Annotated in this window: 17 protein-coding genes; 4 read left to right on the top strand and 13 right to left on the bottom strand. The window is 44.1% G+C overall.

Annotated elements, in window-relative coordinates; genetic code table 11:
* Window positions 1-97: 97 nt before the first annotated feature.
* The 5 genes from ACFSCZ_RS14610 to ACFSCZ_RS14590 form a co-directional block, all read right to left on the bottom strand.
* Entirely contained in the window at window positions 98-544 is a 447-nt protein-coding gene (locus ACFSCZ_RS14610; protein ID WP_380774831.1) for a MaoC family dehydratase, read from the bottom strand.
* Window positions 545-647: 103 nt separating this feature from the next.
* Window positions 648-1,586: a malate dehydrogenase gene (mdh, locus tag ACFSCZ_RS14605; protein ID WP_380774830.1), complete on the bottom strand. Its 939-nt coding sequence runs from the start codon at window positions 1,584-1,586 to the stop codon at window positions 648-650.
* 105 nt (window positions 1,587-1,691) lie between these two features.
* On the bottom strand, window positions 1,692-2,963 hold the full coding sequence (icd, locus tag ACFSCZ_RS14600) for an NADP-dependent isocitrate dehydrogenase (protein WP_380774829.1): 1,272 nt from the start codon (window positions 2,961-2,963) through the stop codon (window positions 1,692-1,694).
* A gap of 100 nt (window positions 2,964-3,063) precedes the next feature.
* Window positions 3,064-4,179, bottom strand: coding sequence for a citrate synthase (gene citZ, locus ACFSCZ_RS14595; protein WP_380774828.1), 1,116 nt, complete (start codon window positions 4,177-4,179; stop codon window positions 3,064-3,066).
* Between the two features lie 217 nt (window positions 4,180-4,396).
* Window positions 4,397-4,888 (bottom strand): DUF441 domain-containing protein, encoded by a 492-nt coding sequence (locus ACFSCZ_RS14590; RefSeq protein ID WP_380774827.1) that lies wholly within the window; start codon window positions 4,886-4,888, stop codon window positions 4,397-4,399.
* Between the two features lie 76 nt (window positions 4,889-4,964).
* On the opposite strand from ACFSCZ_RS14590, the gene ytvI reads away from it, so the two are divergent.
* Window positions 4,965-6,092, top strand: a complete 1,128-nt coding sequence (gene ytvI / locus ACFSCZ_RS14585; RefSeq protein WP_380774826.1) for a sporulation integral membrane protein YtvI — start codon at window positions 4,965-4,967, stop codon at window positions 6,090-6,092.
* Window positions 6,093-6,398: 306 nt separating this feature from the next.
* On the opposite strand, the gene ACFSCZ_RS14580 is transcribed toward ytvI, so the two are convergent.
* The 7 genes from ACFSCZ_RS14580 to dnaE all read right to left on the bottom strand — a co-directional run bounded on the left by ACFSCZ_RS14580 (window position 6,399) and on the right by dnaE (window position 16,517).
* Window positions 6,399-6,785, bottom strand: a complete 387-nt coding sequence (locus tag ACFSCZ_RS14580; RefSeq protein ID WP_380774825.1) for an FxsA family protein — start codon at window positions 6,783-6,785, stop codon at window positions 6,399-6,401.
* A gap of 46 nt (window positions 6,786-6,831) precedes the next feature.
* Entirely contained in the window at window positions 6,832-8,592 is a 1,761-nt protein-coding gene (gene pyk / locus ACFSCZ_RS14575; RefSeq protein WP_380774841.1) for a pyruvate kinase, read from the bottom strand.
* A 20-nt stretch (window positions 8,593-8,612) separates the two neighbouring features.
* Window positions 8,613-9,572 carry a 6-phosphofructokinase gene (gene pfkA, locus ACFSCZ_RS14570; RefSeq protein WP_380774824.1) on the bottom strand — a complete coding sequence of 320 codons (960 nt, stop codon included), beginning with the start codon at window positions 9,570-9,572 and terminating at the stop codon, window positions 8,613-8,615.
* Window positions 9,573-9,803: 231 nt separating this feature from the next.
* Complete coding sequence (accA, locus tag ACFSCZ_RS14565; RefSeq protein ID WP_380774822.1) at window positions 9,804-10,781, bottom strand: acetyl-CoA carboxylase carboxyl transferase subunit alpha; 978 nt, start codon at window positions 10,779-10,781, stop codon at window positions 9,804-9,806.
* Complete coding sequence (accD, locus tag ACFSCZ_RS14560; protein WP_380774821.1) at window positions 10,778-11,659, bottom strand: acetyl-CoA carboxylase, carboxyltransferase subunit beta; 882 nt, start codon at window positions 11,657-11,659, stop codon at window positions 10,778-10,780. Before accD ends, accA begins: the two co-directional genes overlap by 4 nt.
* A gap of 187 nt (window positions 11,660-11,846) precedes the next feature.
* Window positions 11,847-13,079 (bottom strand): NADP-dependent malic enzyme, encoded by a 1,233-nt coding sequence (ystJ, locus tag ACFSCZ_RS14555; protein WP_380774820.1) that lies wholly within the window; start codon window positions 13,077-13,079, stop codon window positions 11,847-11,849.
* Window positions 13,080-13,172: 93 nt separating this feature from the next.
* A complete protein-coding gene (gene dnaE / locus ACFSCZ_RS14550) occupies window positions 13,173-16,517 on the bottom strand; it encodes a DNA polymerase III subunit alpha (RefSeq protein ID WP_380774840.1) in 3,345 nt (1,114 codons plus the stop codon).
* Between the two features lie 148 nt (window positions 16,518-16,665).
* Here dnaE and ytrH point away from each other — a divergent pair, with 148 nt between their 5' ends.
* Window positions 16,666-16,998 (top strand): sporulation membrane protein YtrH, encoded by a 333-nt coding sequence (ytrH, locus tag ACFSCZ_RS14545; protein ID WP_380774819.1) that lies wholly within the window; start codon window positions 16,666-16,668, stop codon window positions 16,996-16,998.
* Entirely contained in the window at window positions 16,995-17,501 is a 507-nt protein-coding gene (gene ytrI, locus ACFSCZ_RS14540) for a sporulation membrane protein YtrI (RefSeq protein ID WP_380774817.1), read from the top strand. Before ytrH ends, ytrI begins: the two co-directional genes overlap by 4 nt.
* 15 nt (window positions 17,502-17,516) lie before the next feature.
* On the opposite strand, the gene ACFSCZ_RS14535 is transcribed toward ytrI, so the two are convergent.
* The gene (locus ACFSCZ_RS14535) at window positions 17,517-18,455 is read right to left on the bottom strand and encodes a DHH family phosphoesterase (protein WP_380774816.1); all 939 of its coding nucleotides are present in this window, start codon (window positions 18,453-18,455) and stop codon (window positions 17,517-17,519) included.
* 123 nt (window positions 18,456-18,578) lie between these two features.
* On the opposite strand from ACFSCZ_RS14535, the gene ACFSCZ_RS14530 reads away from it, so the two are divergent.
* The gene (locus ACFSCZ_RS14530; protein ID WP_380774815.1) at window positions 18,579-18,878 is read left to right on the top strand and encodes a YtpI family protein; all 300 of its coding nucleotides are present in this window, start codon (window positions 18,579-18,581) and stop codon (window positions 18,876-18,878) included.
* The last annotated feature ends 375 nt before the right edge of the window (window positions 18,879-19,253 follow it).

The raw sequence follows: 19,253 nt of genomic DNA, 5'->3' as shown, positions 1-19,253 counted from the left end.
AAGCTGTGACGGAAAGTCAGCCAACACTGACTTACCATCACAGCCGTTTTACATATTTATCAATAGTCGAAGCTCAAAAATAAGGTGCTTGTTGGGCTTACAAAGCGGCCGGATATGGCGGACTGACAAGCAGGGTGGCCATGAGTACAGTTTGTTCTCTCTCAGTCCCCTGAACTTGGATCGTAATGGTATGGTCCCTCTCATTCACCTCTGCCACTTCAAATAAAAAATCAATAACAGCATCATGGTATACGGGTTTAATAAACTCTATCTCCTGTTTGAGAATGTGTGAACCGGCTCCAGGCAAATACTTGGTAACCGCTGATGTGATCATTCCAGTCAACAGGACAGATGGAACAATCGGCTTTTCATAGGGGGTTTGGGAAGCATAGTCATGCTGGATATACAGCGGATTGGCATCATTGGTCAAACCAAGGTACAACAGAAGGTCTTTATCCTCAATTTTTTCTGTCATTTTAAACTTTTCACCACTGGTAATTTCCTCAATCTGCCGCCCAGGCTTACGCTTTTTTCCCAATAACAATCATAGCACCTCCGGGGATAAATCAGTTTATTGTGAATCATCATACCATTTTTCTTGTGGAAAAAAAAGAAACCAATCAAAAGAAGATTGGTTTTTTTAGAATTTACTCGAGGACTTTCATAACTTCACGAACAGAGGCTGCAGACTTGTCCAAAGCAGTCTGTTCCTGCTCGGTCAGTTCCAGCTCGATGACTTGTTCGATGCCGTTTTTTCCAAGAATGGCCGGCACCCCCAAATAAATGCCGTTAAATCCGTATTCCCCCTCCAAATAAGCAACGGAAGGAAGAACACGCCTCTGGTCTTTTACAACTGCTTCCACCATTTCGACAAGGGAGGCTGCCGGTGCATAATAAGCACTTCCATTGCCCAGCAGATTGACAATTTCACCGCCTCCTTTTCTTGTTCTTTCCACAATCTTATCCAGCCGGTCGCGAGGAATCAATTTTTCCAAAGGAATTCCACCTGCATAGGAATACCGGACAAGCGGCACCATATCGTCTCCATGCCCTCCCAGCACAAATCCTGTAATGTCTTTCACTGAAAGATTCAATTCTTGGGCAACGAAAGTCCGGAATCTGGCTGTATCAAGAATACCCGACTGGCCGATCACACGATGTTTGGGAAATCCGGATTCCTTAAAAACTGTATAGGTCATGGCATCAACCGGATTTGTCAAAACAATGATAAGACAGTTCGGAGAGTATTTGATAATTTCCTGAGTTACGCTCTTCATGACCTTTTGGTTGGTCTGTACCAGATCATCCCTGCTCATCCCGGGCTTCCGTGCAACACCAGCAGTAATCACAACTACATCCGAGTCTTTCGTATCTTCATAGTTGGAGGTACCGAGAATATTTGCATCAAACCCGAGAACCGGACCTGCTTCCACCATGTCCAGAGCTTTTCCTTTCGTTGGGTTTTCATTTTTAGGAATATCAACCAGTACAATATCTCCAAGCTCTTTTTGTGCTGCCAGAAATGCTGTGGTAGCACCTGTAAATCCTCCGCCAATCACCGAAATTTTATTTCGCTTTAATGTCATGGAGATGTCCCTTCTTTCTTATTCATTCAACAAAAAAGAAGAGCCTTGCAGCGCAATCTCTTCTTTTTCTGTTCTTATCCCCAATTTTCCCAGTTATGGAGAAAATTAACCCATATTTTCAATTAAGGCATTGCCGAATTCAGACGTTTTCACTTCTGTAGCGCCTTCCATGAGGCGGGCAAAGTCATACGTCACCACTTTGGATTTGATTGTTTTTTCCATTGATTTTGTAATCAATTGGGCTGCTTCAGACCAGCCGATATGCTCCAGCATCAATACTCCCGAAAGGATAACAGACGATGGATTTACTTTGTCCAGTCCTGCATATTTAGGAGCTGTTCCATGCGTTGCTTCAAAAATCGCATGTCCGCTCTCATAGTTGATGTTTGCACCCGGTGCAATACCAATTCCGCCGACTTGCGCCGCAAGGGCATCAGAGATGTAATCTCCATTCAGGTTCATCGTTGCCACTACGTCAAACTCTTTGGAACGAGTTAGGATCTGCTGAAGGAAAATATCCGCAATTGCATCCTTAACAATGATTTTCCCGGCAGCTTCTGCTTCGGCCTGAGCCTTGTTTGCAGCCTCTGTTCCTTGCTCTTCTTTAATCTTGTCATATTGGTTCCAAGTAAACACTTGATCTCCAAATTCTTGTTCGGCAACTTCATAACCCCAGTTTTTGAAAGCACCTTCTGTAAATTTCATAATGTTTCCTTTATGTACAAGTGTAACGGATTTACGCCCTTCCTTCAGTGCATAGTTGATCGATGCACGGACCAAACGTTTGGTTCCTTCGGAGGAAATAGGCTTGATCCCAATGCCGGATGTCTCAGGAAAACGGATTTTCTCTACACCCATTTCATTTTGAAGGAATTGGATGACTTTCTTCACTTCTTCAGAACCTGATTGGTATTCAATTCCTGCATAAATATCTTCCGTATTTTCACGGAAAATTATCATGTCTGTATCCTCTGGACGCTTTACCGGAGATGGTACACCCTCAAAGTAACGAACCGGGCGAAGACACACATATAGGTCAAGCTCTTGGCGAAGCGCCACGTTCAAGGAACGAAAACCGCCGCCTACTGGTGTAGTAAGTGGACCCTTAATAGCGATAAAATATTCACGGATAGTATCCAATGTCTCTTCAGGAAGCCATTCGCCATATTTATTATGTGCCTTTTCACCTGCATATACTTCTTTCCATGCAATTTTCCGCTTGCCGCCATATGCTTTTTCGACAGATGCATCCAGAACTCTTTGTGCAGCTGCCCAAATATCTGGACCGGTTCCGTCTCCTTCAATATAAGGAATAATTGGATGGTCAGGAGTGTTTAATACACCATTGGAAACTGTAATTTTTTCAGCTTGAGACATATAAATCCCTCCATATTCAGTATCAAAGGTTAGAAAGCAAAAGCTTCTAACCTTTTCCCTGCTCTATCATATCAAAATTGGTAATAAAATTCTAACCGGCTTACTTGCGTTCATCCATTGGAATATAAGACCGCATGGATGGCCCTGTATATTCAGCGCGCGGACGGATCAACCGGTTATTGGCATATTGTTCAAAAATGTGGGCCAGCCATCCAGAGGTACGGCTTACAGCAAAAATCGGTGTAAAGATGTCGTGGTCAAAGCCAAGGCTGTGATAAACAGACGCGGAGTAGAAATCAACATTAGGCGGGAGCGGCTTTTCTGATGTAAAAGTCTCTTCAACTTTGACAGAAATATTGTACCACTCAGGTTCTCCGGTTAATTCAGTCAGTTTCTTGGACATTTCTTTTAAATGCTTGGCACGAGGGTCTCCTTTTCGGTAAACACGGTGACCAAAGCCCATGATTTTTTCTTTCTTCTCCAGTTTGTCCTTCACATAGCTTTCGACTTTATCCACGGATCCAATTTCCGTAAGCATCTTCATTACTTGCTCGTTAGCCCCGCCATGCAAGGGTCCCTTTAATGCTCCGATGGCAGCAGTAATACCGGAATAGATGTCAGAAAGGGTGGCGACACATACCCTTGCCGTAAATGTAGAGGCATTCAGCTCATGGTCGGCGTGAAGAATCAAAGCTTTGTTCATTGCTTCCACTTCAATGTCAGCAGGTTCTTCTCCCTTGATCATGTACATAAAGTTTGCGGCAAAGCCAAGATCTTTCCGGGGTGCGACCGGTTCCAATCCTTTTCTAATTCTTGCAAACGCTGCAACAATAGCAGGCATTTTTGCCTGGAGGCGGATAGCTTTTCGGTAGTTTGCTTCCTCATTCATTACATCTGCCTCGTCATCAAAGGCACCAAGTGAGGAAACAGCCGTCCGGAGAACAGTCATAGGATGCACTTTGTCCAATGGATATTTTTTCATGCTTTCGATGATTTCCGGGGGCAGCTCCATATGATCGGCCAATTGCTGTTTTAACTCTTGAAGCTGTTCTTTCGTCGGCAGCTCCAAATGCCATAACAAATAAATGACTTCCTCAAAACTAGCATGTACGGTTAAATCGTCAATGTTGTATCCTACATATGTAAGTGTGTCGTCGATGATCGAACTAATGGAGCTCGTTGTTGCAACTACCCCTTCTAACCCACTTGCTGTCATAAAAACCTCTCCTTTATCTCTTTTTTCATTTCCCGTATATAATGGAAAACGCGTAATACACATCATTGTAGGGAATCTTTAGGATAAACCTGAGAAAATAATATTTTAATCAACAACCTATATTCTATTATAAACAAATCTATAATCTTGTCTAATTTTCAACATTTTTTCATGATACTTTTTTGATATGATGATGATTAAGAATTGTTTTCATCTTCTAGCCGCCCATCCCGGAACCCGATTTCATCAATTCAAAGACTTTCATTGCCAAATAGGCTATGCCGGCACCAATTAACGGGCCGACTGCAACTCCTTTAAATAGGGAGACTGCAATGATCGTACCCAGCACGAGTGCCGTGGTAATATGCGGATCTTCTGTCAGAAGAGTGACACCATACTTTGCGATCAGCGCCACGGCTATGCCCGAAGCTAAGGCGATCCAGGCATAGGGGGACTTGATCGCTCCTGAGAGATCCTTAAAACCGATATATCCGCTTGCAATTGGGGCCAAAACGGCAATGGTAATAACTGTAACCCCCCAATTGACGCCCTTTGCCTGGATCATATGAAAAATTTTTTCATCCACACCTGCCAGTTTCAAAATGATTAAGAAAGAAACTGCAATGATAAGAGATGAGTTTTTGGCAATGACACCAATGGCCAGCAATAAGAGCAAAAATAAAAAAGCTTGATTGAACAAAGCGCTCATCCTTCCAATTTACACACCTTTGTCTTTCAACTCATGGTATCATAAAATTAATCACTAATGATAAGGTGGGGGTCATTTGAATCGTGAGAATGCCGATAGAATCGTCCGATTTTTTATTGTTCTTCTCGTCACAGCCGGTTCACTCATATCCATCTACTATATTGCCAAGGTTACATACCCTTTTATCATTGCGCTGATCTTTGCCGCTGCAATGAATCCAGCAGTAAACTTCATAGAAAAAAGATGGAAATTCCCACGTGCACTTGCTGTTTTTGTCACGCTAATCTTATTAATCGGGATCTTTACAGGTTTAATTACATTATTGATCGCTGAAATTGTATCAGGGGCATCCTATTTGGCGACAGTTGTGCCCGAACACGTGGCCAATTTCATCAGCTTTATAGAAAGCTGGTTCGCCAGTCAAGTCATCCCTTTTTATAATAATTTGGCTGGAATGTTCCAGAGCCTCGACAGCGGCCAGCAAGATACCATCATGAAAAGTATTACAGACACCGGAAGTAAAATCACAGAAAATGTAACAGCTTTTTTGCAAAATTTCTTCCTGAAGCTTCCTGGACTGGTATCGTGGATTCCAAACGCTGCCACCGTTATCATCTTTTCACTTTTGGCAACCTTTTTTATAAGCAAAGATTGGAATCGTTTAAATGCCCTTGCCGGCCGGCTATTTCCGGAAAGGGTGAAAAACAGCGGTGCCCGCGTGTTTGAGGATTTGAAAAAAGCCTTGGCCGGCTTTGTCAAAGCACAAATCACATTAATTTCCATCACGCTAGTCATTATTTTGATCGGACTGTTAATCATGCGTATTAATTATGCCATTACAATCGCACTGATTATGGGTGTTCTGGACCTTCTGCCCTATTTAGGCACGGGGCTGGTTTTTGTTCCTTGGATCATCTATGAAGTTTTGACAGGTGATTTTGGACTGGCATTAGGGTTAGCCATTCTGTATACAGTGGTTGTGGTTCAGCGTCAAATCATGGAGCCAAAAATTCTGTCATCCAATATTGGCCTGAATCCTTTGGGTACGTTAATTGCTTTGTTTGTCGGTTTTAAGCTTGTCGGGTTTCTCGGTTTAATTATTGGTCCCGTGACACTTGTCCTTCTGACTACACTCCATAAAGCCAATGTCTTTAAGGATATATGGGCTTATATTATGGGAAAACCTCCTAAAGCCATAGAGTAAAGAAAGGTAGCAAATCCATCGCATCGCGAACATTATTGATGTACTGCTGCAAGGTGCAGGAGTGACAAGGGTGCCCAAGTCATGCTGGCCCGCCCTTTCCTGGCTCTGAGGAACGGAGATGTCGATAGCACCCCATTATGATTCAAACAAAAACTTCTCCTGCATGTATATTTCCATTTGGGTATAAAAAAGATCCCCCAATTTTTGATTTATCAAGAGTGAGGGATCTTTTGTAACTGTTCAAATGAATGTAATAAAATAAATAAAAAAGGATGGCCGGTGCCAAGGCAGACCATCCTCATTATATTAACGATAAATATATATCTGCTTTTTTGAAACCCAGCCTTTCCATAGCTTTAACAACAACGGCTGTAACCATTTTCGAGTTGGCGGCAGGATAAAAAGCAATCCTGCAAAGTCTGACATCAAGCCGGGTGTCAAAAGCAGCAGACCCCCCAGCAAAACACAGACACCTTCGAGCAAAGCCCCGCCCGGGGGATAGCCCGATTGTATTTGCCGCTGCATCTTTCTATACACTTCCAATCCCTGCTGCTTGGCCAGGTAAGCTCCTAAAATGCCAGTTGCTATAATTAAGGCAACGGTTGCCAAGCCGCCAATGGTTTTGCCTGCCATGATCAACAGACCGATTTCCAAAGCCGGGATGACAATAAACAATAATATGAGATACTTCATTGTGTCACATCCCCAGTGGTCTTTGCTTTTATTATATCATATGAGACTATAGAACACTCGCATGACCGTTATACACCACTCCGCGGGTACCGTCTACTGTAATCTCCTGTCCATCGCGGAACAGGCTCGTGGCCCCGTCGACACCAACAATAACCGGAATGCCTAAATTAATGCCTACAACAGCTGCATGGCTTGTCAGCCCGCCTTCTTCCGTTACAAGTGCCGCACACTTTTCCAATGCCGGAACCATTTCCCGGTCCGTACCAATGGCCACCATTACATCTCCCTGCTCCACTTTTTCCAAAGCTTCTTCAGCATTGCGGACAATAACTGCTTTTCCAAAAGCTGACTTCCTTCCGATACCCTGACCTTTAGCCAATACGTCTCCTACCACATGCACTTTCATTAAGTTCGTCGTCCCCGCTTCCCCTACAGGAACCCCTGCAGTGATAATGATGAGATCCCCATGCTTGACGAGGCCTGAATTCAGACTTTCGGTTACCGCAAGTTCAAGCATTTCATCTGTCGATGACACTTTTTCACCCAATTGAGGGGATACTCCCCACACAAGTGTCAATCTCCTTGTCACTTCCACGCTTGAAGTGACTGCTACAATTGGAGCTTGTGGCCGGTATTTGGAAATCATTCTGGCAGTATGTCCGCTTTCTGTTGGAGCCACAATGGCATTTACCCCCAGGTTAATGGCCGTATGGGTAACGGACTGGCAAATGGCATCCATCATGTTATGTTCGTGATTTTTGCTCATATAGGAAAGTATTTCTTTATGATTCAGTGCTTTTTCTGCTTCTACCGCAATGTTGTTCATTGTTTGCACTGCTTCAACCGGATAAGAGCCTGCCGCCGTTTCACCTGAAAGCATGACCGCGTCTGACCCATCGAAAATGGCATTAGCCACGTCACTGGCTTCTGCTCTTGTCGGTCTTGGGTTCCTCTGCATGGAATCAAGCATCTGCGTAGCGGTAATGACCGGTTTTCCTGCTTCGTTACACTTTTTAATCAGTCTTTTTTGAACCATCGGTACAGATTCAGCAGGAATTTCTACCCCTAAATCACCTCTGGCCACCATGAGTCCGTCCGACACTTCCAAAATTTCATCTATATTGTCAACCCCCTCCTGGTTTTCAATTTTGGGGATAATGTTCATTTCAGGCACACCGCTTGCTTCAAGGAGCTGCCGAATTTCCAGCACATCCGCTGCTCTCCTGACAAAAGATGCGGCGATGAAATCTACATTTTGTTCAACTCCGAATAAAATATCCTTCGCATCCTTTTCGGTAATGCCAGGAAGCTTTATAGACACACCGGGTACATTTACGCCTTTTTTATTCTTTAACACACCGTGATTCAGCACACTGGTGATAATTTCTTGTTTCTCTTTATCGATATGGGTTACTTTCAGCTCAATTAACCCATCATCCAGTAAAATTTTTGCTCCCGGCTGAACATCATGGATCAGACCCTCATAGCTAACCGATATTTTTTCCTTCGTCCCCAATACTTCGCGCATGGAAATGACAAGTTCACTGCCCGCTTCGAGTTCAATCGCCCCATTTTCCATGTCATGCGTTCTAATTTCGGGACCTTTTGTGTCAAGTAATATCCCTATTTCACATCCCGTTTTTTCAGCTGCTTGACGAATATTCTTAATACGCTCCCGATGCTCCTCATGGTTCCCGTGAGAAAAATTAAGACGTGCAACGTTCATTCCAGACTCAATGAATTTTTCGAGAATTTCCGGGTTTTCACTAGCGGGTCCAATTGTACAGACAATTTTTGTTTTCTTCATCATGCCACTCCTCTTCTATTCTATATTGATAACTCTTGTGATAGTTGATATAAATTGTGATGTGACGTTTTTGGCTCATTGAATATCGTGTAAAGATCCTTATCGACCAATTCATGATTGACAAATCCAACGGCCCTACCGCTTGATCCTTCTATCAGAAGTTCAACCGCCCTGGCTCCCAGCCTGCTGGCCAGAACACGGTCAAAGCCTGTGGGTGTCCCGCCTCTTTGAATATGCCCGAGCACGGAAACTCTTGTTTCGAGCCCGGTTTTTTCTTTCAGTTCCCGGGCAAACGAAGGACCGCTGGCCGCTCCTTCGGCAACGATAAGGACACTATGCTTTTTCCCTCTTTTTAAGCCTTGTTCAATTTTCCTGGCGATATCTTCCAAATGATAGGGCTCTTCCGGTACAAGGATTGATTCGGCACCACCGGCAAGGCCTGCCCAAAGAGCTATGTCCCCGGCATCTCTCCCCATTACTTCAATAATAAACGTCCTTTCATGGGAAGTGGCGGTGTCGCGAATCTTATCTATGGCGTCTAAAACAGTATTCAATGCTGTATCGAAACCAATCGTATAATGAGTACCCGGTATATCGTTATCAATCGTTCCGGGTACACCAATAACAGGAAAACCAAGCTGGGCCAGTGCTAAAGCCCCGAGGTACGAACCATCACCGCCAATAACGACCAGCCCGTCCACGCCGTGCTCTTTCAAACTTTTAAGTGCTTTTTTCTGCCCTTCTTCAGTTTTAAATTCCTCGCATCGGGCCGATTGTAAAATAGTTCCCCCTCTTTGAATAATATCACCCACAGAGCCGAGCGAGAGTTCCTTGATATTCCCGGAAAGTAACCCGCTGAAACCTTGGTAAATGCCATCGACCTTGAGTCCATGATAAATCGATTTTCTGACGACTGCCCTAATCGCAGCATTCATACCAGGCGCGTCCCCGCCGCTCGTCAACACCCCAATTTTTTTCATCTGTGTCACTCCATTACGTGTAAAAAGAGATATGTATTTAAAATAATTAAGTCTAACTAACTTAAAAATACCATGTCATTTGGTGATTAACAAATTTTTCATGTGTAAGGAACAGATTCCCGAACGGTCAATGACCCTTCAAGATGGATGACATTGAAAAGGGCTCGTCCATCATCCTTCAGATAAGGGGCTTTCCGCCAAATAAAAAAGGAGTGCCCTTATGGACATTCCTCAGCTTTGAACATTTTCAAATTGTTGCTCCTTATATTTCCCCATTTTCTTAAATTTCATATAACGATTTTGGAGAAGCGTTTCAGATTCGGTTTGAAGAAGCTCTTCCAATGCTTTTTGTAAAACTTTATCAATTTCTTCAGACTGCTTGACAACATCCCGATGGGCTCCGCCTCTGACTTCTGGGATAATCTCATCTATAATGCCTAAATCTTTCAAATCAGGAGCTGTAATTTTTAATGCTTCCGCTGCCTGCTTCGCCAGGGATGCATCTTTCCAGAGTATACTCGCAGCACCTTCAGGAGTGATAACAGAATAGGTGGAGTTTTCCAGCATATAAATCCGGTCGCCGATTCCAAGTGCTAAAGCTCCGCCGCTTCCTCCTTCACCCGTAACAATACAAATAACAGGAACGGTTAAGCCGGCCATCTCAAACAAATTTCGTGCAATAGCTTCACTCTGACCGCGCTCTTCAGCAGCTTTTCCTGGATAGGCTCCTTTTGTATCAATAAAACAAATCACCGGGCGCTGAAATTTCTCAGCCTGCTTCATCAAACGAAGAGCTTTTCTGTACCCTTCCGGATGGGGCATACCAAAGTTCCGTCGAATATTTTCCTTCGTATCTCTCCCGCGCTGGTGGCCAATGACAGTAACAGGAATCCCCCTATATTTGGCAATACCTCCCACTATGGCATGGTCATCTCCATACAGCCTGTCTCCGTGCAATTCCATGAAGTCAGTAAAAAGCTGATCGATGTAATCCAGCGTTGTCGGACGCTTTGAATGTCTGGCCAACTGCACCCGGTCCCAAGGACGCATATTTTCATAAATTTCCTTTTCCAGCTTTTCCAGGCGCTCTTCCAACTTATCTATCTCGTCTGACAAATCCACATCAGAGGTATTCGTAAACTCTCTCAGTTCGGCTATCTTTTCCCTCAATTCAAGTACTGGTTTTTCAAACTCGAGTTCATTCATCACGCCATATCACCTACTTGTCGATGAATTTCAAGCACGGTTGTCAATTTGTCTCTTAATTCGGAGCGTGGAATGACAGCATCAAGCTGACCATGATTTAACAAAAATTCGGCTGTCTGGAAGTCCTCCGGAAGCTCTTCCCGGATGGTCTGCTCGATGACTCGGCGTCCGGCAAAACCAATGAGTGCTCCGGGCTCGGCAAAATTAAAATCTCCCAATGATGCAAAACTTGCGGACACTCCGCCTGTTGTAGGATGTGTCATAATAGAGATTATCAATCCGCCTTGGTCACTGAACCTCTTCAGAACGGTGCTCGTCTTTGCCATCTGCATCAGAGACAGTACACCTTCTTGCATTCGGGCCCCGCCCGAAGCTGTAAAAATAATAAAAGGAAGGCGCTTTTCAGCTGCCGCTTCGATGGCTCTTGTAATCTTTTCACCTACTACCGACCCCATACTGCCCATACGGAAGTGGGAATCCATGATGGCTGTCACGACTTCTATTTGATTAATCATACCTGTACCTGTAAGGACTGCTTCTTCCAAACCGGTTTTTTTCTTGTCCTTTTCAATTTTTTCCATGTAATCCGGAAAGCCAAGCGGGTTTTCTGATGAAATGTGGTCTTGAAATGGAGCAAAAGATCCTTCGTCAAACAAACTTTGAACTCTTTCTTGTGCCGTCATCCTATAATGATGGCCACAGTGTAGACATACTTTCAGATTTTTTTGGAGTTCTTTTGTATACATAATTTTTTTACATTCAGGACATTTGGACATGATTCCCTCGGGGACATCCTGTTTTGCGGATTCAGAAGGAATAGTGGCATACTTTCTTTTCTTGGGCTTTGCAGCTTTTTGTTTAGAGAAAAAGTCTTTCAGCATTTCAGGGCCTCCTTTCAATTCGGAAAAATAAAACGCCTGTAAACAGACCTAAAGCAAAATCGGGTTTCCGGAGCATTGCCGGGATGATGCCCGGACACCGTAAAATCCCTCAAATTATGCATAAGCATAGGAAAGACCGGCCTTTAAGCAACGGCACGGCCTTTCCTCTTTCAACGTTACCTTTATGTTATTTACCGATAATTGCCATTTGTTTGGTTCTTTCTTTTACCTGTTCAGGATCAACTTTGACACGGGCAACGCCTGTTTCCATTGCAGCTTGTGCAACAGCAGCTGCAACATTCGGCGCTACTCTTGGATCAAAAGGTGCCGGGATGACATATTCAGGGGATAACTCCTCATCGGAGACGAGATCAGCTATGGCTTCCACCGCAGCCTGCTTCATTCTTTCATTGATTTTCGTAGCCTGTACATCCAGTGCTCCACGGAACAGGCCAGGGAACGCCAACACGTTATTTACCTGGTTGGGGAAGTCGGACCGTCCGGTGCCGACTACCTTTGCTCCGGCTGATCTGGCCGCCTCCGGCATAATCTCCGGATCTGGATTTGCCATAGCAAAGATGATCGGATCCTTTTTCATGGATGCAACCATTTCTTCAGTCAGCGCTCCGGCTACGGATACACCGATGAATACATCCGCATCCTGGATGACATATGCCAAGTCCCCATCCAAACGTTCACGGTTCGTAAACTTGGCAACTTCAGCTTTCACATCATTCATGCCTTCTGTCCGTCCTTCGTAAATGGCACCTTTGGAGTCACACATGATTATATCACGAACACCGTAGCTTTGGAGGAGCTTAATGATCGCAATCCCGGCAGCACCCGCACCGTTTGCCACAACTTTAATTTCCGACATTCTTTTTCCGGTGAGTTTCAAAGCGTTAACCAATCCGGCGACTGTCACGATGGCCGTCCCGTGTTGATCATCATGGAAGACAGGAATGCTCAATTCTTTTTTTAGTCTATTTTCTATTTCAAAGCAGTTCGGTGCAGCGATATCTTCCAAATTTACTCCACCGAATGTCGGTTCAAGCAGTTTGACTGCCTGTACAATGTCATCTACATTTGTTGTATCCAAACAAATGGGAAATGCATCTACTCCAGCAAAGCTTTTGAACAAGACAGCCTTTCCTTCCATGACAGGAAGCGCCGCCTCCGGACCAATATTTCCTAACCCCAATACAGCTGTTCCATCAGAAACAACTGCAACCATGTTCCCTTTCATTGTATAATCATACACTGTTCCTGGATTTTCATAGATTTCTTTACATGGTTCAGCGACACCCGGAGAGTATGCCAGACTTAAATCTTTGGCGTTTTTTACTTCTATTTTTGATTTGGATTCCAATTTTCCTTTGTGTAATCTGTGTATATGTAAAGCTTCATCACGTAATGACAACTTTGTCCACTCCTTTAAACACCATACCCTATTATTTAACAATCACAAAAAGCTTATAAAACAATATAACATATTTATGCCTGTTTGAAAAAATTATTTTAACTTTACACAGTCCGGTCCCAGCAGAGATCTCAGCTCCTCCAGACAAGAAGGTACCGGATCTATATCATTTCGATTCCCCAGCTGGATAGTTTTTCTTTCTTTTTCATAGAAAAGGATCACTTTTGTCTTTCCTGGATACTTTTTAAAAATGGTATGCAGTTTATTTAGCGTTTCCGGATGATGAATGGCTGCAGGAACTTTTATATATAACTGCCGGCCTGTGCGGCTATCCGACTCCTTCAATTGATCAGCTCCGGTCATCCGCTGCACAATAAACTGGACTGAGCCATTTCTTTCTTCTACGTGTCCCGACACAAGCAAAACATTTCCCTTCTTTACGAGCGCGCTGCAGCGTTTATACACATTTGGAAAAATTACGCCCTCCATTTCACCTGTGGCATCACTTAATGTGACAAATGCCATGACGTCTCCCTTCTTGGTGCGAATCGTTTTGATCTCGGACAAATAAACCCCTGCGGACCGGTTTTTTTGTCCGGGTTCCAATTGAATCAGTTGGACTGCTCCAGCTGACATGAACTGATTTGCATAGGCTGCTGCAGGGTGATCAGAAAGAAAGATACCCGTTGCCTCTTTTTCCAAAGCGAGCTTATCGCCAAGTCCCATAGGTTCCACTTCAACATACATCGGCTTAATTTGAAACATCTCTTCATCACCGAATAAATCGGGGGTCTTTTCCGATGGCCTCATCAGTTCTGCATGTTCCAGGGCAACATCAAGCGTTGCGAGCAAAACAGCGCGGTCTTGGCCAAATTCATCAAAGGCCCCTGCATATACGAGTGATTCCAGGATTTTTCTGTTAATGATCCGGGGAGAAACCCTGAGGCAAAAGTCAAATAAATCTCGAAAAGGACCCGCTTTCCGTGCCTGGATCATTTCTTTTAATGCAGCCATTCCCACACCCTTGATTGCCCGGAGACTAAAGCGGATGCCTTCCCTTTCGACAACAAACGGAAAATGACTATGATTAATGGACGGCGGAAGAATATGGATGCCTTTCTGCTTGGCTTCGGCAGTATATAATGCAATTTTATCTTCATTTCCAATGACGGATGTTAAAAGGGCAGCCATAAAATACTTTGGATAATGGGCTTTCAGCCACGCAAGCTGCCAGGCGATAAAGCTATAGGCGACAGCATGGCTGCGGTTGAATCCATAATTTGCAAAACGGACGATTAAATCATACGTTTCATTGGCTGTTTTTTCAGTGTACCCTTTCGAAACAGCACCTGAAACGAAACGTCTTCTCTGCTGATCCAAATGCTCACGCTTCTTTTTGCTCACCGCTCGTCTAAGCAAATCGGCTTCGCCCAGGGAATATCCCGACAGGACGGCTGCAATTTGCATAATTTGTTCCTGGTACACGATCACTCCATAAGTAAAGTCCAATATCGGCTTTAAATCGGGATGTGGGTATTGAACCTTTTCTAAACCATGTTTCCTTTTAATATAGGCAGGAATATTCTCCATCGGACCGGGTCGAAAGAGCGCATTAACCGCTACGATATCCTCAAATTCTGTGGGCTTCAGTTCCCTTAACACCTTTCTCATCCCTTCGGACTCCAGCTGGAATATCCCGGTCGTGTCTCCTCTTTGCAAGAGCTTAAAGGTCTTTTCATCAGAAAACGGGATTTGGTCAAGCAGAATAGTTTTACCCGTATGGATGTGAATTCCTTTTATGATTTGTTCAAGTAGAGTCAAATTTCGGAGGCCGAGGAAATCCATTTTAAGGAGGCCGATTTTCTCCAGATCTTCCATTGGAAACTGTGTAACATATACACCGTCAGGGCCCTCTTTTATCGGAATAATATTAACAAGGGGATCCTCGCTGATCACCATCCCTGCTGCGTGAATCGATGTATGTCTGGGAAGGCCTTCGAGCTTCAGGGCAGTTTCGAACATGAATCGGTTTTGCTCGGAGGACTCGATGACTTCCCGGAGCCCGGAAGATTCGCGAATGGCACTTTCAAGCGTCAGTCCCATTCTTGAAGGAATCATCTTTGAAAGCTTTTCTATTTCCTTAGAGCTCAATCCAAAAACACGGGCTGTATCACGGATTGCTGCTTTGGCGGCAAATGTACCAAATGTAATGATGTGCGCCACATGCATTTTTCCATATTTTCCGGCTACATACCCGATGACTTCATCACGGCGAATATCAGGAAAATCAATATCGATATCAGGCATGCTGATTCTCTCGGGATTTAAGAACCTTTCAAACAATAATCCGTGTTGGATCGGGTCCACATCCGTTATTTCCAAAGCATAGGCCACGAGCGATCCGGCTGCCGATCCCCGTCCGGGACCGGTTAAAATCCCCTGATCCCGTGCATATTTCATAAAATCCCATACGATTAGAAAATAATCGTTGAACCCCATCTGATCAATGACTTTCAGCTCGTATTCAAGTCTTTCTTCATACTCGGCGCCTTTTGCACCACGGGCTTCAAGACCTGCTCTACACTGGCGCAATAACACCTCTTTTGCTGTCTGATTTGGAGGAAGAGGATACTTTGGAAGTAAGTGGCGGTCTGTTTCGATCATCACATTGCATTCCTCAGCAATTTTGCCTGCATTTTCAAGCGCCTCAGGGTAGCCTGAAAATAAAGCCGTCATTTCTTCCTGACTTTTAAAATAACAATCTCCACTTTTATACAAAAAATCATTGGTTATGTCCAGTTTTTCACCATCCCGGATGGCATGAAGGCATTTGCAGGCAAAGGAGTCTTCTTGGTTTAAATAGCGTACATCATTGGTCACTACAGTGTGGACGTTATGTTCTTCTGCAAAAGCTGCCAATTGTTCGCACCAATCGGCCGGATTTTCTTTATGCTTCTGTAATGAGAGATAGAAGTTCTTCCCAAATATGGCAAGACAGCGCTCCAATGCTTCTTTGGCCTTATCCGGCATCTCCGAAAGAAGCAGCTGTTCAATTTCTCCGTGTATCCCAGGCGAAATTGCAATTAATCCTTGACTGTATGAACGAAGCCACTTCCAATAAATGGAATTTTCTGGCTGTATTTGTATAGCGCTTGAAATTTTCAAGAGGTTCGAGTAACCGGTATTGTTCTTTGCCAACAAAACTAAAGGGTGAGACTGTCCATCAGACCTCACGTCAGCCGTCATCCCAATAATTGGTTTAATGCCGGCTTCTTTGCAAGTTTGATAGAAGGACATGACACCGTATAAAACATTATGATCTGTAATGGCCAAAGCGGAATAGCCTTGCTTCTTCGCTTTCTGCACAAGCTCCGGGACGGAAATTGTGCTCGATAACAGACTATACGCAGTGGCAATTTGCAATTGAACAAAGTTCAAGTGTGCTTCCCTCTTTTCTGCCGATACTTTCTTTTCTATAGAATATCCGTTCCCCTCTATTATATCCTTTCTTCTTACATACATTAATGGTTTGTCCCATATAAGTATAACAAGGGAAGAATAATTTAATCATTTGGAGATGGTAAACTTGCATGAAAGTTTTTTTCCTGCTTTTTTCAGCAGTTATTTCATTGCATTTGGAGTGATGCTGGGAGGCTCGTTGGTGGGCGGCCTGGCGGCATTTATTACAGGTGAACCGCTGCTTGCGGAAATTTCCAATATTGCTGACAGGGTCAGGATATGGGCCATCATCGCAGCCATAGGCGGCACTTTTGATACGGTATACAGTTTTGAGAAAGGATTCCTGGAAGGAGGAACAACCGATTTATTTAAACAATTTCTATTAATTTTATCTGCAATGGGCGGAGCCAAAACAGCCGCATTGATCATTTCCTGGCTGACGCAGGAGCACATCTCATGAGAATTCCCCCACTGTATCGCCATCCAGTCTGGCAGCGCTTCTTCGCAGGAGCTGCGGTAGGCGGGTGCATCAGCTGGCTGATCTTCCTTTTTATGTTCGGCTCCATCCAGCAGAAAAATAGTGCTCTCATTGAAAAGCAAGCCATGCAGATCCGGGAATTGCAGGGCTATATTAAAATTTGGCAAGAGGACTATCAGGAATTGAATCAAAAGAACGAAGAAATGTTGACTATACAGGAACTTGAAGTCGAAATCGAAAATTTTGAACGATATGATATTACGGACCGCCAAAGTATTTTTAGAGCTGAGGAATCGATTAAGGAAGATCTGCGGTCATTAATCGCGAAAGATTTGACGACAGTCTATGAGAACAAAGAAATGATCAAACGAACCGTAGAAAACAAAACATTGGATATCAACGGTAAACAGTACAGACTGGTCGTCAAAGAACTGTACTTCTATACGACGGTCAGTCTTGTTTTGGAAATAAAATTGGCCGGCTAAATGGCGCCGGCTCATTTAGTTTTGTTTACATAACGTTTCCAGATCTTCAATGACCTTTTCTGCTTCTTCCCAAGAATAAACAGAAGCTCCGGCAGCCAGCGGATGTCCTCCGCCTCCATAGTTCATGGCTATTGTATTGATGACCGGATTTTTCGACCGAAGGCGAACGCGGATTTGATCCTCCTCTTCTATAAAGAAAACCCACGCCTTTATCCCTTTCACCATGCCAAGAGAGCTCACGAGCTGGGAAGCCTCTGACGGCAGGACTCCATATTCCTCAAGTGTCTCCTTATTTACAGAGACCACTGCCGCTCCGTCTTCATTCATTTTGAAGTTTTCCAACACATACCCCTGCAGCTTGATCATGTTTGGAGCAAGCTCATACATATGGTTATACAGCTCTGTCCGGTCAAATGAGTAGCTAATGAGTTCTTTTGCAAAATCAAAGGTTTTTTCTGTCGTGCTCGGGTACAAAAACCTTCCTGTATCTCCGACAATCCCTGCATATAACAGTCTTGCCGCCTCATCCGTCATTTTCAACCCTTCGCCTTCAAAGGTTTTATAAAATTCATAGATCATTTCGCTTACGGAGGAAGCCTGCAAATCGATCCATAGTATATCACCGTACGGATCTTCATTGGGGTGATGGTCAATTTTAATCAGCAAATCTCCCTTTTCATATCGTGTATCGCAAATTCTCTCCTGGTTCGCCGTATCACAAACAATGACCAATGCACCCTTATACACATGATCTGGAATCTGGTCAGGCTGTCGTAAGTAAGATAATGACGGATCATGCTCACCTGCAGCATAGATCTTCTTTTCGGGGAAAGATGCCTTCAAAACAGCGGCCAATCCTCCCTGGGATCCATAGGCATCCGGATCAGGCCGGACATGCCGGTGAATAATAATGGTTTCATAGCGTTTGATCGCCTCAAAGATTTCTTCCTTCATGTAGGGCTCCTTTCACCTTGCACTAATGTTCATGAAACGTTCGCAGTAGGCAAGTGGTATTTACTTTTCATAGACGTTACAATAAGTAGATGTACAGTTTATTCGTTTGGAGGATGGAAAAAAATGCCCTTCTTAGTTTTTTTGATTATATTCTCATTATCCTTTTATTTGTATTATAAAGTAAAGTATGTAAGAAGCAGGCTTCCCATGGAAAGAAAATTGCTCAGTGGAAAATCCAGCATAGCTCTTGGTTTGTTTGTGGCTTTGTTTGGTATTAACCAGCTTCTGCTGTTTGATACAACTGTCACTTATATTGTAGCAGGAATCTTTATCGTACTTGGCTTTGCAAGTGCCTGGGCAGGATATAAATCCTACCGCTACCACATCCCCTTTGCAAAAGAAGAAGCAGAACAAAACAGATAATCGATTTGCTGGTAAAAGCCGCCGGAAAGCGGCTGCTTTGGGGTGTCAGGGAAGTATCGCTTATATCGCTTTTTCCAGAGGAGATTTAAAGCGGATCATCCGCATCGGCGGACAGATAGGGCTTTGTGGAAAAGCGTCAGTCTTTTAAGATTGTGGCTCCTTGAGGCGGCCAGTTGGCTCTGCACAGCCCTTAAAGGCATTCCAGCGCCTAGCCCCCTCGAGGTCATAAGCCTATCGCAGCTGAAGGCAAAAAAACGCCTTCTTCTGCGCTCGTCTTATGCTTGTCGGGGCTGAGCAAGGCGCTTACGCTTTTCTGCTGTCCAGCTCCAGCGCCTAGCCCCTCGAGGTCATAAGCCTATCGCAGCTGAAGGCAAA

It is taken from the genome of Siminovitchia sediminis (genome assembly GCF_042680885.1).
Classification (GTDB): Bacteria; Bacillota; Bacilli; order Bacillales; family Bacillaceae_C; genus Siminovitchia; species Siminovitchia sediminis.
Note: the sequence above shows the minus strand (reverse complement) of the source record. Positions and strands in the feature narration are given on the sequence as shown.

Bases quoted from the DNA above. Each gene is read 5' to 3' on its own strand.
- mdh (WP_380774830.1), bottom strand. From the start codon at position 1,586: ATGACATTAAAGCGAAATAAAATTTCGGTGATTGGCGGAGGATTTACA.
- icd (WP_380774829.1), bottom strand. From the start codon at position 2,963: ATGTCTCAAGCTGAAAAAATTACAGTTTCCAATGGTGTATTAAACACT.
- citZ (WP_380774828.1), bottom strand. From the start codon at position 4,179: ATGACAGCAAGTGGGTTAGAAGGGGTAGTTGCAACAACGAGCTCCATT.
- ACFSCZ_RS14590 (WP_380774827.1), bottom strand. From the start codon at position 4,888: ATGAGCGCTTTGTTCAATCAAGCTTTTTTATTTTTGCTCTTATTGCTG.
- ACFSCZ_RS14580 (WP_380774825.1), bottom strand. From the start codon at position 6,785: ATGAAGTATCTCATATTATTGTTTATTGTCATCCCGGCTTTGGAAATC.
- pyk (WP_380774841.1), bottom strand. From the start codon at position 8,592: ATGAAGAAAACAAAAATTGTCTGTACAATTGGACCCGCTAGTGAAAAC.
- pfkA (WP_380774824.1), bottom strand. From the start codon at position 9,572: ATGAAAAAAATTGGGGTGTTGACGAGCGGCGGGGACGCGCCTGGTATG.
- accD (WP_380774821.1), bottom strand. From the start codon at position 11,659: ATGCTGAAAGACTTTTTCTCTAAACAAAAAGCTGCAAAGCCCAAGAAA.
- ytrI (WP_380774817.1), top strand. From the start codon at position 16,995: ATGAGAATTCCCCCACTGTATCGCCATCCAGTCTGGCAGCGCTTCTTC.
- ACFSCZ_RS14535 (WP_380774816.1), bottom strand. From the start codon at position 18,455: ATGAAGGAAGAAATCTTTGAGGCGATCAAACGCTATGAAACCATTATT.
- ACFSCZ_RS14530 (WP_380774815.1), top strand. From the start codon at position 18,579: ATGCCCTTCTTAGTTTTTTTGATTATATTCTCATTATCCTTTTATTTG.